The 15,821-nt window shown below is 31.9% G+C and carries 13 protein-coding genes; 8 read left to right on the forward strand and 5 right to left on the reverse strand.

Going from position 1 to position 15,821, the window contains the following annotated elements; translation table 11 throughout:
* Positions 1 to 530: 530 nt before the first annotated feature.
* Both F1Z66_RS05700 and F1Z66_RS05705 read left to right on the forward strand, forming a co-directional pair.
* Positions 531 to 1,028, forward strand: a complete 498-nt coding sequence (locus tag F1Z66_RS05700) for a hypothetical protein (protein WP_149862635.1) — start codon at positions 531 to 533, stop codon at positions 1,026 to 1,028.
* 2,181 nt (positions 1,029 to 3,209) lie between these two features.
* Positions 3,210 to 3,905 carry a phosphoribosyltransferase gene (locus tag F1Z66_RS05705; protein ID WP_149862636.1) on the forward strand — a complete coding sequence of 232 codons (696 nt, stop codon included), beginning with the start codon at positions 3,210 to 3,212 and terminating at the stop codon, positions 3,903 to 3,905.
* Between the two features lie 798 nt (positions 3,906 to 4,703).
* Here the strand turns inward: F1Z66_RS05705 and F1Z66_RS05710 are convergent.
* Together F1Z66_RS05710 and F1Z66_RS05715 are read right to left on the reverse strand one after the other, a co-directional pair.
* The gene (locus F1Z66_RS05710; protein WP_159357285.1) at positions 4,704 to 5,015 is read right to left on the reverse strand and encodes a DUF2795 domain-containing protein; all 312 of its coding nucleotides are present in this window, start codon (positions 5,013 to 5,015) and stop codon (positions 4,704 to 4,706) included.
* A gap of 806 nt (positions 5,016 to 5,821) precedes the next feature.
* On the reverse strand, positions 5,822 to 6,163 hold the full coding sequence (locus F1Z66_RS05715) for a hypothetical protein (RefSeq protein WP_149862638.1): 342 nt from the start codon (positions 6,161 to 6,163) through the stop codon (positions 5,822 to 5,824).
* 1,259 nt (positions 6,164 to 7,422) lie between these two features.
* Here F1Z66_RS05715 and F1Z66_RS05720 point away from each other — a divergent pair.
* Positions 7,423 to 7,551 (forward strand): response regulator, encoded by a 129-nt coding sequence (locus F1Z66_RS05720; RefSeq protein ID WP_255437894.1) that lies wholly within the window; start codon positions 7,423 to 7,425, stop codon positions 7,549 to 7,551.
* Between the two features lie 639 nt (positions 7,552 to 8,190).
* Here F1Z66_RS05720 and F1Z66_RS05725 read toward each other — a convergent pair.
* Complete coding sequence (locus F1Z66_RS05725; protein ID WP_149862640.1) at positions 8,191 to 8,484, reverse strand: hypothetical protein; 294 nt, start codon at positions 8,482 to 8,484, stop codon at positions 8,191 to 8,193.
* 581 nt (positions 8,485 to 9,065) lie between these two features.
* Here F1Z66_RS05725 and F1Z66_RS05730 point away from each other — a divergent pair.
* From F1Z66_RS05730 to F1Z66_RS05745, 4 genes are all read left to right on the forward strand, one after another.
* Positions 9,066 to 9,767, forward strand: coding sequence for an HAD family hydrolase (locus F1Z66_RS05730; protein WP_149862641.1), 702 nt, complete (start codon positions 9,066 to 9,068; stop codon positions 9,765 to 9,767).
* 233 nt (positions 9,768 to 10,000) lie between these two features.
* A complete protein-coding gene (locus tag F1Z66_RS05735; RefSeq protein WP_149862642.1) occupies positions 10,001 to 10,768 on the forward strand; it encodes an NAD+ synthase in 768 nt (255 codons plus the stop codon).
* 298 nt (positions 10,769 to 11,066) lie between these two features.
* Positions 11,067 to 11,516: a ferritin-like domain-containing protein gene (locus F1Z66_RS05740; RefSeq protein WP_149862643.1), complete on the forward strand. Its 450-nt coding sequence runs from the start codon at positions 11,067 to 11,069 to the stop codon at positions 11,514 to 11,516.
* Positions 11,517 to 11,544: 28 nt separating this feature from the next.
* A complete protein-coding gene (locus F1Z66_RS05745; protein ID WP_159357282.1) occupies positions 11,545 to 12,558 on the forward strand; it encodes a magnesium transporter CorA family protein in 1,014 nt (337 codons plus the stop codon).
* A gap of 151 nt (positions 12,559 to 12,709) precedes the next feature.
* Here the strand turns inward: F1Z66_RS05745 and F1Z66_RS05750 are convergent, their stop codons facing one another.
* Positions 12,710 to 13,024, reverse strand: coding sequence for a hypothetical protein (locus F1Z66_RS05750; protein ID WP_149862645.1), 315 nt, complete (start codon positions 13,022 to 13,024; stop codon positions 12,710 to 12,712).
* A gap of 338 nt (positions 13,025 to 13,362) precedes the next feature.
* Between F1Z66_RS05750 and F1Z66_RS05755 the strand changes: the two genes are divergently transcribed.
* Positions 13,363 to 14,241: an SDR family NAD(P)-dependent oxidoreductase gene (locus tag F1Z66_RS05755; RefSeq protein WP_149862646.1), complete on the forward strand. Its 879-nt coding sequence runs from the start codon at positions 13,363 to 13,365 to the stop codon at positions 14,239 to 14,241.
* Between the two features lie 68 nt (positions 14,242 to 14,309).
* Here the strand turns inward: F1Z66_RS05755 and ilvA are convergent, their stop codons facing one another.
* Positions 14,310 to 15,476: a threonine ammonia-lyase gene (gene ilvA, locus F1Z66_RS05760; RefSeq protein WP_230207469.1), complete on the reverse strand. Its 1,167-nt coding sequence runs from the start codon at positions 15,474 to 15,476 to the stop codon at positions 14,310 to 14,312.
* Between the last annotated feature and the right edge of the window lie 345 nt (positions 15,477 to 15,821).

The raw sequence follows: 15,821 nt of genomic DNA on the forward strand, positions 1-15,821 counted from the left end.
GATTATGCTTTTTATTCAAGCATTGATTCTAATATTTCTTCCATTTATGAAATTAATATGAGGTAATGGAGACGATCATTTAACAAATTAAATAGGTTTTCTAATTACTTTTAAGATGTTAAGGTCCAAAATCCCACATTGCAGTATCTTTTAAGTCAAATGAATATTAAATTTGAAATTAGTTTATTTTAAATCAGTAGGTAAGACACTACATGTAATTTTTCATACTTTGCTACCTGATTTATATCGAAATTTCGATCTTCATTTTTAGCAGATCACGTGACAAGATAATTTCAATGCTTTACAATAAATTATTTTTTCGCATTTCCAAAGCCTGATGTAAAGGATAATAAATTGCATATTGTTTTTAGAACTACAACCTAAAACAGAGCACAAAAAACAAAAAAAGATATGAAGGTACACAAACCAACTAGTAATTATTTATCAACTTTACGATTAGAAAATCTCACATTCAAAACCCTATAGTATTCTGCATTAATTATATAAATTTTTAAGCTCACAATAATACAGTGTCAAACAAAAAAGAGAATTTAGATAATCTACAAAAGAAATTAGGAGAGGTATTAGGATTGGAACGTGCTGCTCAAAAAGCCGTAGAAGAACTAGTTGCTCTCAAATTACTGAAATCAGAATCTAAAGACCAGGCAAAAGAAATTCAAAAAGAAGCAAGTTCCCACGAAGAGAAAATTCAAGAGGTGGTAAGTCTATTTGCAGAGGACGAGGAAGTCAAACTGAATGCGTCCAAAGTAGAGGAAAGTGCCAAAGAAACTGAGAAAAAAGCTACAAAAATCATGAAAACATATTTGGGAGAAAATCCCGATACTTCTGAAGCTTTAGAATTTTTGTGTTTAGCAGAGGGAGGTGAAGTATCACATTATGAAGTCCTGCAAACCATATGTGAAAACTTTGATAATAAGAAAGCCCTCACAACCATCAAGTCGATCTTAAAAGAGGAACAAAAGCACTTATCTGAATGTATAGATATGGCTAAAGCTGCTGTAGCTTAATTACATGTAACTGAATAACTATTGCTAAAGCTAATGCAATGGTTATTCTGCTTTTCTTTCAAGGTTTATTAACGATTCTGAATTTAAGGTCGGATATTTAATTTTATAATAACTACAAATACTAAGCGTCAACTTTTTTTAAATCGTCAAAAGCTTATAAACGATATTAATATTTAATTGAATTTAATCCTCATTATTTTTGTTTGATTTTTGTAAGAATAATATATTCATATAACAAGAAATAACGAAAACAATCAACTTTATTGGGCAGGATACTTTTAGATATAGATTAGATATCAACTCAAAGTAGGAGGGGTATTTCTTAAATTGCAAACCTATGTTGATTCCAGCTGTAGAAATATAGTCTACCTTACCAAACAATTGGCTTTGTAATTCAATATACTAGCAACGGTAATATACTGTATAAACATGCAATAAAAACAAACATTGAGCCATAGAAAAGTCCGCAAAATCGTATAACAGCATTTAGTCACTACCTTTTGTTATAAAGATAAATACAGACATGGTTAAACAAACAACAACGTCAGAAATAAGCAGACATGTTGAAATGCAATGTGATAATAAAGGATAATAAATAATATTGTTCTGATATAACACTAATGTTGTTGCAAATGGCAACGTCATCTGAAGATGGTCTATTCTTATCCATTTAGTTAGTGGACCCCGCCTGCTCTCGATGTGATATAAGTTTAGTTTAGTTCTAAACTGCAATCAGATAAAAACTATACAATTACGGGTTTGAGAAAGCGACTTGAGGATAGTATTTGTAGCCTTTATTTCCACATTTCGATTAAAGATACATTTGGCTTAAATGGTGTATACTGTTACTATACAGGATTTGCAATTAAATCCATTAAATGATTTCTTATTTGTTAATGTTACCACTCCTTTGGCTAATTTAATGGATCGTATATAATATTCAGATACAAATTCCCAGAAGAAAACTAGTCTATTTATAACTAAGCTTTGTCAACTTTAGCCACTACTAATAGCCGTTGATAGTTTCCGCCAAGTATCAAAAGATTAATTTCACCATCCGGATTGATACATTTTCTACAGAGTGTAAGCCCCAATTTGGAGATATGCTACGTCCCCCAGGTTGTGACATGCATATCCACATATTCAACCATACTCAGAGAATGCCGATTTGATCAATTAATAGAAACGATCGCGTTATCCTAAGGCCCAATTCTTGTTATACGGTCTAGTTTTGTTTTGATACATCTTGACTTGGGACATGATATAAAATTATGTATCACTCACTTAGAGTCTGCTGTTCTTATTTATGGGCAAGTGTTGCTAGAATTAATATTAACTTTTTAAACAATGATGAACAGTGTTTAATGCAATTACCCAGGATTGTATATACAAGAGAAGTAAGGGCAAGATACTTTCATCATTATCCTTATTTCTCGTCAATTTATGAGAATTCCATGCATTGTTAGAGTTAAATAATCTTCTGTGAAAATTACAAGTAGTATATAATTTAACTAGGAAAAACAAGTTTATTTGATTCTATCAAAGATAGAACCACACAGTTTAAAATCGAGGTGACTTTATTGAATTCGACATTAATTTATTTTGATTGTTTATTAGGCACAATCATAGTAAAAAAATAAATACTGAATTTGATGATCCGGACTAAGGAAAACGGTAGATGTAATTGTAAGACAGTATAATAAATCAATGTCTTTTCTAATTCATATTCCATTCCTATGGAAGACCATATGCCTATTATAGGGCTAAAATAACTTGACTTTTACTATCAATAATTATGGTGGTGCGTCTACCCAATTACCAATGGCAGAGTTTGCAATAGGGACTTGATATTAAGTCTACCTTCAACCCTACTCGCTGAAGACAAAAATCATATTTATGTAAAAAAAATAGTTTTAAAAAATGAAAATGAATTAAGATTTGTGTTCTACCAAAAAAAAGTTGTATAGTTACTAAGTAATTTTATTATCCTTACCTCTTGACGGTACTAGGACTTTAATAAGTAATAATCCAATTCTATAAAATTGTAAGGGAAATGCATATTTTGAGTAAAAAAACGGATCTTTTCCTATTTAGATATCATTTTTATTGCATTGCAAAAATTAAAAAATGTTGTTTTAATGTATTTATCCTATTGTAATTATAGACTGTTGAGTCTGCTGAATGCTATTTAATGATAGAATACAGGCTGGAGAAGAATTAGCAAATGCTGTCGAAAAATACCTTTTAGGAACGATGGAAAATTTTGACAACTTAGAAATAGACAGTCCTGATGAAAAAATTATTGTATTAGCTATACCTCGTGGAGGTATAATTTTGGGTGATGTTATTGCATCAAGACTTCGCTGTAACCTAGACATGGTGATCTCAAAAAAAATTGGTGCTCCAAATAACAAAGAATTAGCAATAGGCGCTGTAATGCCAGGGGGAACCTATTTTGTAAAAGAATTATTTATTAAACTATTAGACATATCTAATAAATACATTCAGGAAGAAGTAAAGGTTCAAACCGCAGAAATTGAAAGAAGATTGCAAGAATTCAGAGGAAATAGAACATACAGCAAGGAACTGGCTGGAAAAGTTGTCATTTTGACAGACGACGGCATTGCAACAGGGGCGACAATTCTTGCAGCAGCCCAATGGATAGTAAAAGATATTCACAATTATGAAAAATTTATAGTAGCAGTGCCGGTTGCACCTAGAACTAGCGAAATAATAGAAAAATTAAAGCAAATGGCCAACAAGGTAATCATTTTAAATACACCGATAGAGTTTAGCGCGGTAGGGCAGTTCTATAGAAATTTCGAACAGGTTTCTGATGAGGAGGTAAAAGCGATCATGAAAAAATATGCAACCTAATCCAACTACAAGTCATTGTTTATTTTCACGGTTTTTTACATAAAAGATTATTCTATTTATTTTTGACTAATTAGTTGCAAAAGTAGATCAAATTTCGATTCATATTGTAATAATTGAAAATATAGAACCAATACCCTCAACTATTTTTTTTAGCAAAATATGATTGGATTGATTCATTCATTTAATCTTCAAATAAAATCTGTGCATACTTGGACTACATGACCTTATTGATCCATAACCACAATATGAAACAATAAATATTGTTTGTCTTGATTACTTAGAAAGAATAAAGGTTGACACATATACCAAAAATTTGATGTTTATTCCATTTATAAAATCACAAAAATGCTTGTTTAAAACTTATTTCTACATGACCTGATTGCTGAAAAAACAAATTATACTTTATAAAAGATCTATGTATTTACAGCGCTTTGAATTAGCCAGCTCCAACTAGACAGAATTCACCTAAATCATCAGGTCCAAAGTTGACTGAAATTTGACTAACCACAGCATTTGTAAAATATTATTTGTTATTCTTTATTTTTCATCCGATTTTGCGAATTTTTTGTATGAAAGCATTATAATATTTTTCTACTGCAATCAACCCTGAGTCCACCACTAAGACTATTAACGCGTCTAATCTACATGCAGTCAGATTAAAGGTAATGGTAATACAAAATAAAGAAAAGATAGATGATCCAAAGTTATTTCTGATACGTAAAATAAAGGTCTATTTTGACCATCTAAAAGACAATATCACCACGTATTTTTATGCAGATTTAGTAAGTAAACCTTACCTCATTGATGCACTAATCCAGCTGAAGTAGTCAAATCCGATACTCCATTGTATGATCTATCTTGAAGTTTATTTAATGCAGCCAGTATAGTATCCTTATTTTTAAAGTCTTCACTCTGGGTGATATATTGAAGGATTTTACTTTTCGGAGCTGGAAAACTAACATCTTTTAATATATCTGCTAGTTTAGCAACATCGGAGTAATTTTCAACATTCACTTCCTTTCTTTGACCTGCAACGGAATTCTGACGGTTAATAAATTGGCCAGTTTTACTTTCAGGACCTTCAGAATCCGGAATCTGTTCTCTTTTCACTTGTTCCATTTTGAAATTTGTATAATAACTTATTTAAGCATAATATTTGAAATATATTTATCCATGGCAAATGTAATCATACAATTGAATTTTCCAACCATGTTTTCCTAGTAATTAATGGTGACGGTATTCAAGCTATTCCTGGAGGCGAATATTTACCTCAACAGAAATTATGTATCACCAAATGATAAATTTAGTACAGTTAAAGCAAAAAATTTTTGAATGCAATTGTAATTGAATAACAGATAAAGAGAGTAACTAAATGCATATTGCAATATCTGCTGCCAACAAAAATGGAATTCAAAATGTTACAAGTATTTGTAATTTATAGATAGTTAAATGATTCATTAGAATTATAAAAGTAAAACAACTCTAATTACATTGCATCCTGTTTCTTGTTAGATTTTAACTTTACCGTAATGTGATTGCCCTTAAGTTTGAAAATTTTAGAAGATAGGTTCCTGATGATACCTTTCACTATTATATCTTGTTAAAATGTAAATTTGAAAAGTCAAAAAGTTTGAGAGGAGCCAAGAAATAGATGGCATTTCGATTGTCCTATTTGTAACATATCTTGGTATAAAATTCAATAGTAGCCAAGTGGATCTTAAATAGTTATTATTTAGGTTAAATCTAACTGATAACACAAATGGCTTCCGGCCCAAAGACCATAATTAAAGTCAAAGCGCGATTTAAAAAAATATTTGGTACTAAATCTTTAGATTGTATTGAACCCTTATAGATTTCAAATAATTACGGACTGGGAAATAAACAAGTATTTTATAAGAAAAAATTTCTTTTATCTATTATGACTCATTGTTTTTTACCAGTCCTGTAGCCAATTCAATTTCATAGACATCAGCATATTTCTTTCCATTCTCCAAGTTATTTTGTACTCTTTCAAATACATCATTAATCCTATTTCCCATTGCGGGAGACCTACTGTTCAAATGATTCTTTATCTCTTCTTTGGATGCAGGAAATGACAATCCTTCAAGTAAATTGGCCAGTTTAGCTGCTGTATTCCTTTTGGTGACTTCATTAGTAGCTGGAGAATCTGTTCGCTCACCCGCTCTTGAATATTCGCTATCTTCTCCTGTTTTCTTTGAATCAGTATAATTTCCGCCTGTTCTAATTAAATCAGACAATTTAATCAAACTTATGAGACATAGTAATTAAAGCCGATACAATTTACTCTAAAGCCGAGATTCTTCTCAATTTAAAATTGTAGAGTACCAAACTAACTTTCCCTTAAAAATAGATATGATCATGTTGATCAAAGTATTTAATTCAAATAATTTCAATTCCAATTAAACGGGCCAAAAAACCTATGTAAAACTTTTTAAATTATTGAGTCAGATTCGGTCATTAACATTATTTAGTTGATTAATGAAATCAGATTAATTAACATGCTTTTTCTTTAGGGGGTCAAGCCACTCTATCGTAGCCTAATTTTAAATATTTGAAATTATATCGAGAGTACGAGTCCCCTGTGTAAACCCCCAAGCATCGATAACAGTCCATAAACAACAAAAACACCAATTTTTATCACTTGAATTCTTTTTTATCAATTTTTTGAAGGACAGCTTGCTTGATTCCTACTTTAGGCGACTAGCAATTACATTCGGCAAGATCCTTAACCCTATAATCAAATAAATTCATATATACATATTGAAATCATGGCATAATCATTTTTAACATATTATTATAATTTGTTAATTATTTAGTATCACTATACCAATCCGCGGTATAATAATGTGTTAAGAAGTAAGGATCAAAAGATTAGTTTCTGGTGCTCCTTACTTCTTAGATCAAATGCACCATAATAAACTCTGATGTATCAGAAAATTAGATTTTTAGACACGGGTAATCCTCTGTTAAAATTACCATTATTAAGAAATTGTTAATGTCACATTAATACACATAATTTGTTATAGAATCCTGAATTTGCGAGGTTAAAATTGTCCAATTTGAATACTATTGTCCTTTTTCCAGGGTGCATTAAAATAACATCTCAATAACACAGTTGGTCAAGACAAATATCAACTGAAATAAAAAGTCACACAAATCGAAGTGGTTAGAACTACAAAAGTTAATGTAACATTTACTGAAAAGCGATCTGACTAAAATACGTGGTCCTAGGTAGTAGCAAAGTTTCAAATTAGCATTAGTTGAGTATAAAAATTCTGGTGCGAGATAGAAGTTCATCATAATGGTTAAATACATTATAATACAGTAAAGTTTAAGATAAAATATTCATCTCATGCAGTAATCGTAGTAGATGATGAGTTGGAATTGGCTAGTCTATTTAAGGAATACCTGGTTAAGATAGGATATGAGGTAATTTCCTTTACAGACCCTGCATTGGCACTGGATTACTTTAAGAAAAGTTCTAAAGACTTTTTTAATACTTACTGATTTAAGAATGCCAGCAATGTCTGGAATTGATTTGGCGTATGAAATAAGAAAACACGATCCGAATGTGGCAATAATGTTAATCACTGCATTTCTTACTGATGATTTGAAACTCAACTAAAAATTTAATTCAGTAAAATTTTGTAACGTCATAGAAAAGCCAGTTAAATTTGCGAAATTAAGAGAAACAATTCATTCAGTTTTGCAACCTAACATAAAAGTCGGTTAACTATTTCATGGAAATTCCACTTTACAACAGTAACTGAGCGCAGTTCTTAAAAGAAGTGTATACATTTCAAGAAGGATTCTGATTAAATGGTTTGTTAGAACAGCAAATCATTGTCAAAAAATGTATGCGTCATTATTTTTTGATGTATTTTCTGAATCGGCCCAAAAAGTCTATAAACTTTCTCTTGCCTTTTTCATTATTTTCAAATGTTTCACTCATAGTATGAATCCTTATGATAGAACAACACTTATTACAATGTTATTTTGTAATCTCGCATTATTGCAGTTAATCCTTAATACAATGCTGATGGTAATTGTCTACAACAATTGATGCTTACAAACTAAATTAGTCTATTACTTTAATTAGGTATGACTACGTAGAATTGTTAGGTATGTATTTGCCAAGACTAAAAATATATTATTAAATTTCCTAGAGCTTTTACAAATTTTACAAATTTGACAAACAGAAATTTGAAAATATAGTCTAAGAAATAAAACCTAATTGTAATTTAATGGTTGCCTGGTTGCAAAATTAGTAAAAAGAAGTAATAACGACAGACCTAGATCGACTATAAAGAGAGATTTTTCTCTTTTGCTTCTTTCTCAAGGCATGCCTTAGTTTAGACAAATGCTTAATTTTGTCTTGTTTAATTTCCTTCCAGACGGCTACTAGGTTATCCTTACCCTCATTCTGAGCATCTTCAATGTACTTGTCTGCTGTGCTATACAAAAAATCTGCATCTTTGCCCATAGAAGACAAAATATTGTATACTGAATTTTTCAATTTTACTGTACCCTGCGGATTTGCTTCCCCAACAGTAGTCAATAATGCAATTTTGGTAACATACTATATAACAATCTAATTTTTTGTCGAGGAGCTTAATCGATGTATCGATTTAATAGATAAAGAATTGCTCAAAAAGAAATATAAGCCTCAATGAGTTTTTGAACAAAGAATTAATTATTATTTTACAATTTTTAGTTATCTGTATTGCTTGCATGACCATTTTAATCAGAAAATACCTAAGGACGGGTTTTTTATTCTGCGTCTAACCAACTAGATTATATAACTTTCATGGTGCTATACAAAGGTTTCCAGCTTTAAACAATTCATATCCAAATAATGACTTGGATTTTGTTACTAACAATTTCTGATTAGGTGTGCCACCCTATCTAAAAAGTAAAAGAAATTAATTATTATTCAAAATTAGGAGTAAACCCAAAACACTGAGTGAGGAGCCATTAGTAAAAAATCAGGTGAGACGAATTTGAAATTATGATAAAATAAATTTGTTAAATGTTTTCAAATGTTATTATAGGGTATTTTCTCAATCATCCGGTAGGTTCAAAATTTTATATAATATATAATATATAATATTTGATTTCCATAAAACAAAGAATAGCAATTTGCGTGCGATATTGTTTGACATGGACGGGGTGTTGATAGATGCGATGCCATACCATGCAGAAGCATTTAAGAGAGCTTTTAAAGAGGTGATTGATCTAGATATTGATACTAGAGATATCTATTTGCTTGAGGGAATGCCAGGCGCTGATCTCATCAAACAAATACTGAAAAAAAATATGCAGTATGACAATGATGAGAAAGTGATAAAGTCAATTAGCCAAAGGAAAAAAGAGCTGTTTCAGCAAAATGAAAAATCCAAACCATTTGAAGGTGTTTTTGAATTAATTCAATCCTTGAAATTAGCCAATTGTTTAAAGGCGGTTGTAAGCGGAGCCTCATCACATGAAGTCAAAACTCTACTTGAAAAAAATGGTTTGATAGATAATTTCGATTTGATTGTTACTGGTGACGATTTATCAGAGGGTAAACCCAGTCCTCAGCCTTTTAACAAAGCTTTAGAGAAATTCGGTCTTGAGGCAAAAGACGCTCTAGTAGTCGAAAATTCGCCTATCGGAGTAGATTCTGCAATGAAAGCGGGCATAAATTATATGGTAATACTAAATAACACACCTCTGAGTCTAAAAGACTTTACGGGTTTATCTCAAGATGAAAAGGTTGTATCAAAAAAAATGTTTAGAGACATTAAAACTGCGAGTCCTACAATATTAAATTGGTGCAGAAATTTAAATAACAATACTTGATAAGAACAGAATATCAAGAATCTTATCGAAAAAAGTTGTTCGCAAAATGTCAGTCCTAAACTGAAAAGCCAACATGATGTAATTAATCATTATGGTATAATAGTCAGAATCTTCCTCTTAAAGAAATTATTTTAAGTGTTAAGATAAATATGATAGGTTATCCCTTGCCTCATTTCAAATAATGGAGCGCAGGCTATAAATCCCTGTTAAAAATTATTAGAATAAAAATTCAAATGAATGAAGCACTAATCTTTGATAAGATCTCAAAATTTTTGTTACATGAAGTTAAAGAGAGGAATGCTAACTGTGTGGTTATTGGGATAAGTGGAGGAATAGATTCTACAGTAGCGGCGTTTGTAGCTGCAAAATCACTTGGGCCAAAAAAGGTTCTTGGATTAATGATCCCAGACTATTCAGTTACACCCAAAGTAGACGTCAAAGATGGTATCGAAATATCGAAACAGTTAGGTATTAATTATAAGTTAATAGATATCACAAAGGGTAAAAAAATTCTACTGAAAGGATTTCCAAACAATCGCCTTGCACGAGGCAACTTTTTGGTGAGACTCAGGATGTCTATTCTGTATTACTATGCAGCCGCAAAAAGTGGTCTCGTTTTAGGGACTGCAGATAAAAGTGAATTGCAACTAGGATACTTTACAAAACACGGAGATGGCGGAGCAGATATTTTTCCAATCGCAGATCTCTACAAAACAGAGATAAGGGAATTTGCCAAATACCTTGGCGTTCCATCCAGAATAATAGAAAAAGTTAGTAGTGCGCGGATCTGGAAGGGTCAGACTGCAGAGGGAGAAATAGGAGTAAACTATGAAACGATTGATAAAATTTTAAAGAATATTCCAGTTGATAGTATTTCTATCAAATCCAAACTTCCCAAAATTCAAAATGTAAAGGATAAGGAAATTAGATTGGTGGTAGAATGGATTGAGAGTAACAGACACAAACATGAATTAGAACTCCCTATTTGTAAATTATCATAAATCCCTTGTTATTGGATAAGTCGCATTATTAACCAATAATAGTTTGTGTTACATTTTTTTATCATATTAGCGAGTATAAAAAGTATATTAACTTAGTTTTTCTCAAAAATGATATATATTTCTAACTGCCATAAAGCAAATAATCCAAGAGGTCATCACATGATTGGCTCTACTTTTTAGAGTAGTCTTTTCATTTTAGCACAAATAGGTAATCTTAATAAAGTTATGCGCAAATCAATTCATTATCAGTTAATAATTCAATTAGGATGTTTATAATATTTGTGAACTATAACTTAGTATGACAAATAATAATAATAATGATAACGATAATCTAGATAAGCAGGCCATTATTAATGGTCTGAATGAAGATCTGAGTCGCGAATATAAAGCTATAATCCAGTATGTTGTCTTCAGTTCTACATTAAAGGGTGCTGAGTATGGAAACATCGCTGAACAATTGGAAAAACATGCATCCGATGAACTAAATCACGCTCTCAAAATATCCAAGCAGATAGACTATCTTGGTGGAACACCTACTATTCAGGTAAAAGAAGTTGAGAGTTCAAAAGATTCCAAGAAAATGTTGGAAATTGATCTCAAGTCTGAACAGGAAACAGTTAGAAACTATAGGGATAGAATTAGACAAGCCGAACGTGCTGGTGAATTTGCACTTTCTGAGGTTTTGAGAGAGATCATTGCTACTGAACAAGACCATGAAATAGATCTTAAAGATGCTTTAGGATTATAATAATTAAAAACTCCCCATTAGAACATTTTTGTCAGAAACTCGGTTTATCTATTATAACTCCTCAGGCATAGTTTACTTGGGCAACAAAGCAAATTCTTCACTAAAAGATTGTAATTTATGGATTGATATAGTCGATCCTTCAGAATTTGATTTTAAATTTCTCGAAAGCGAATTTGAAATAGATAGTGATACTATTCAGCTTATTAGACAAGGAGCGAAAAGAGCTCAAGTACGCATCCTTGATAAATACATATTTGGTATTTATCTAGATATTAGATACAAGACCTTTAAGAAGCTACTAATAGAAGGAATATACACTTATTTAGGAAAGGATTGGATGATCACAATTCATTCTTCGGATGTAAATATCCTTTCTTCGATAAAGCATACAATGGAGAAAAAAAATAAGAGAATTCTTGAAGCAAGTATTGAGGCACTTTATTTTGTCCTTGTAGATGAAATTATTGGCAGATATGAGCAATTGTTAACTTCGATTGAAATTACTATAACCGATTTTGAGCAGGAATCTCTTTATGAGAAAAGCTCAGAAGAAATGCTAGATTATTTAGACATGATAACAAGACAATTGATTATTTTAAGAAGACATTTCTGGTACACAAGAGATGTAATTAACTATCAGTTACACATGGAAGAACAAAACAAAGATTTGAAATACTTGAAGATTATTTATGATAACATTACACAATTAATAGATTTAATAGAATCTTACGGAGATACAATTAACTCCACCAGAGATCTCTATTTGGCAAATATTTCGCTGCGATTAAATGACACAATGAGAATTCTTACGATTTTCAGCGTGGTCTTGCTACCACTAACATTAATTGCTGGAATATATGGAATGAACGGTTTAGACTTGACAAAAATAGATCACCTTCCTTCAGGGCTCTTAGATGTACTCATTACAATGATTGTCATTTCGGTTGTGTTATTGTTGTACTTTAGGCACAAGAAATGGATAATGGTAAGCAAACCTGTTAAGGTCTTAAATTCAATTCAATTTCGCACCTCACGGGTTTAATTTGTAAACCAAGAAGATTGTGTGGATTGAAATTTATGAAATTTTGTACAAAGATGAATAACAGTCGAAAAATTTAAGATATAAATTTTGTGTGTCTAGAACTTATCCGCAACTACGATCAAATGATTTATTGAAAATGTGTTTAATTACATTAGTTACCGTCAACCAGAATTAATTCGTTATTTATCTGAATGGCAAGACTCTTTTGATTTAGCTGAGTTCTTATGCAATTAGCTTGTTCGATAATTTTATTTTCATCCAAAATATCGAGATGCACTTCAGCCATGACATATTTAGCAGGTTCGATTTTATTTTCAAAGTATCCATCGAATTCTATTAATGACATCCCTTGAAATTCAGCCGACAGTTGCTTAATGACTTCGAGATATCCTTCTACTCTAGGTAAATAGTATTTGAGCGAATTTTTTAACTTTTTTATCTTAAAACTGCCACAGTCCATTTGCATACAAGTACAATTTAATATCAAAGGATTTATAGAGTGTCCAATTAGCGTTACTGCTGTCAGAGCCTTTCATTGTATATTGAGAAAGGTCGATTGATTTGGATTATATTCCATTTTCACATTTAAATCAAGCACAAACAAAATTGCTATCTAATGGCTAGTTTAAAGGAACTGAATTCAATTAAAAAAATCGAATTTCAAACTTATATCATGATACGGTGTTTTTTTGCTTAACGATAATTTAATCTCAAAAGTCTTAACTTCACTTATTTGAAAAATATAACGGTATCACCTATATCAAAGAGGATAAATTATGTAAGAATTTATTAGAATTGGTTAGCATGTCACTTAAAGGCAAGGTAGTATTAGTTACAGGCTCAAGCAAAGGGATTGGGTTTGAAATAGCTAGGGAATTCGCTGAGAACAAAAATTCTAATGTTATTTTGTGTTCTAGGAGCATAGGGCAATGTGACTCTGCTGTCAAAAGGATTAAAGGTTCCACATTTTCCTTTGAAGTTGACGTAGCAGATGACTCTAGCGTTGAAAAATTCATAAAAAAAATTAGTGACAAATTCGACAGGGTCGATGTACTTGTAAATAACTCAGGCTATCCTTACGATAGTTTATTATGGAATAAAAAGCCCCACGAAGTAACGATCTCAGAATTAGAAAGAGTATTATCAGTGGATCTTCTAGGTTCAGTAAGGCTGTCTAGAGCCATAATCCCATTAATGTTACGATCAAAGGCAACTTATAATGGTGACTCTCCAGCTGATCTGCATAAACCTATAGCCAACCCACTTAATAACAAAATTGAAGACACCACTCATGTATCGAATAGTCTTAAAAAAAATTATCCGAAACTGCGAGGTGGGGTAATTATAACCATATCTTCAACTCCAGCAATATCCGGTCAGCCTGGAGGTTTTCCATATTCTATAGCCAAAGCTGGAAACATAGCACTTACAAAATGTATAGCCAAGGAATATGGACAGTATAACATCAGAGCGTATTCACTTGCCCTTGGGAATATTTCGACTAAAGCTACTATAAATTCACTACCCGAAAGTATGATTATCAAAGCAGCAAAAGAGTCACCTATGAATAGATGGGGCGATCCTATAGAGGTAGCAAAAGTTGCCACATCGATAGCCGAGGAGGATTTTTCTTTCGCAAATGGGAATACAATTGTTATTGATGGTGGAACCATTATTTTATAGAATATTCAAAGATGATCTCAGCTATTGGTGTAATTTAGTTTCCAACGGTTTTTAATGACTGCGAATTCTTATTTCACTATGCTGAAATTAATTTTTTCATTTTTAAACAGCCGCATTAGTGTTGTGGATTTTTCTTTGTTCTCCAGCTCCAAACTCAAATAAACACCCGCTGTGCCAGGAAATACATTCGAACTCAACCTATCATGTTCCACTTCCACGATATTTATATTAGCTTTGGAAATTTCGTCTACAATCTTTTTTAAGGCACCAGGCTTATCAGGCAAATCTATAAAAATTTTCAATAACCTTCCAGTCTGCATTAATCCTTTTGACACTATTTGACCAAGAAGATACATATCCACATTTCCCCCTGATATTACTGAAACCTGTCTTTTGTCTTTGGATGTTCTGACGGGTTTATCTAACAGGTAGGCCAACGAAATGGCCCCAGCCGCTTCCGCTACAATTTTTGCCCTTTCCATAAGTAAGAACATTGTTTTTACAATTGATGTATCGTCTACTAGCACAATATCATCTACGTATTTTCTTACAAGATTGAATGTGAGCAATCCAGGTGTTTTTATGGAAATCCCATCAGCAATAGTATGACCATTTGAAACTTTGGTTATTTTTTTTTGAGACAAAGATTCCTTCATTGTTGGAAAGGCTGATGATTCAACGCCAATCACCTTAACCTTTGGATTGGTTGCTTTGATTGCGATTGCGATCCCACATATCAGACCGCCACCTCCCACAGGTACATAAACCTCATCAACATCCTGTAGATCTTCAATGATTTCAAGACCCACTGTACCTTGTCCTATTATGATCTCAGGATCATTAAAGGCAGGAATTTCTATACGATTTTCTTTTGTGGCATATTCTTTCACAAATTCGGCTGCCTCATCGTAGTTTTGGCCCTGAAGAATAACTTTTGCCCCATAGGACTTTGTGGCCAAAATCTTACTAGGTGATGCATTTTTAGGCATTACAATAATACTATCAACGGAAAGTATCGAAGAAGCATATGCAACTGCTTGAGCATGATTTCCAGCAGACGCAGCAATAACTCCAAGTTTTTTTGAATCATCATCCATCCTACTGATCTTGTGTAAAGCACCTCTGATTTTAAACGAACCAGTTTTCTGTAGGCATTCAAGTTTTAAAAAAACATTGGAACCAGTCATTTCAGAAAAAGTTGCCGATTTGATCAGATCTGTTCTTCTTACACCCAAACCATACAACTGCTTTTGTGCGTTAACTATATCTACTGCATTTACCTTTAAAATTTCTTATCTCCATTATGATATAATCTGAATTATTTAAGTATGTCTTACCATAACATCATCACCGTCATCAGTGATACATGCTCATACTAGTCATCAAATTAATTAAATTGACCGATAAATCCTCGATCCAGCTACACAAGTTAATAAATATTTAGATAAAAAATAAGGCTCTGTAAAGTTAATCTCTAATGTTATTGTTATGATGCCAAGCGAATACCGTAATCCATTGTTTGATATGTTCTAGTTTGCAGTTTTGTTTTCTACAGGGAAAGTAATCATCAAAGCTTTCGG

Origin of the sequence: Candidatus Nitrosocosmicus agrestis (assembly GCF_008389435.1) — an archaeon.
Taxonomy (GTDB): domain Archaea; phylum Thermoproteota; class Nitrososphaeria; order Nitrososphaerales; family Nitrososphaeraceae; genus Nitrosocosmicus; species Nitrosocosmicus agrestis.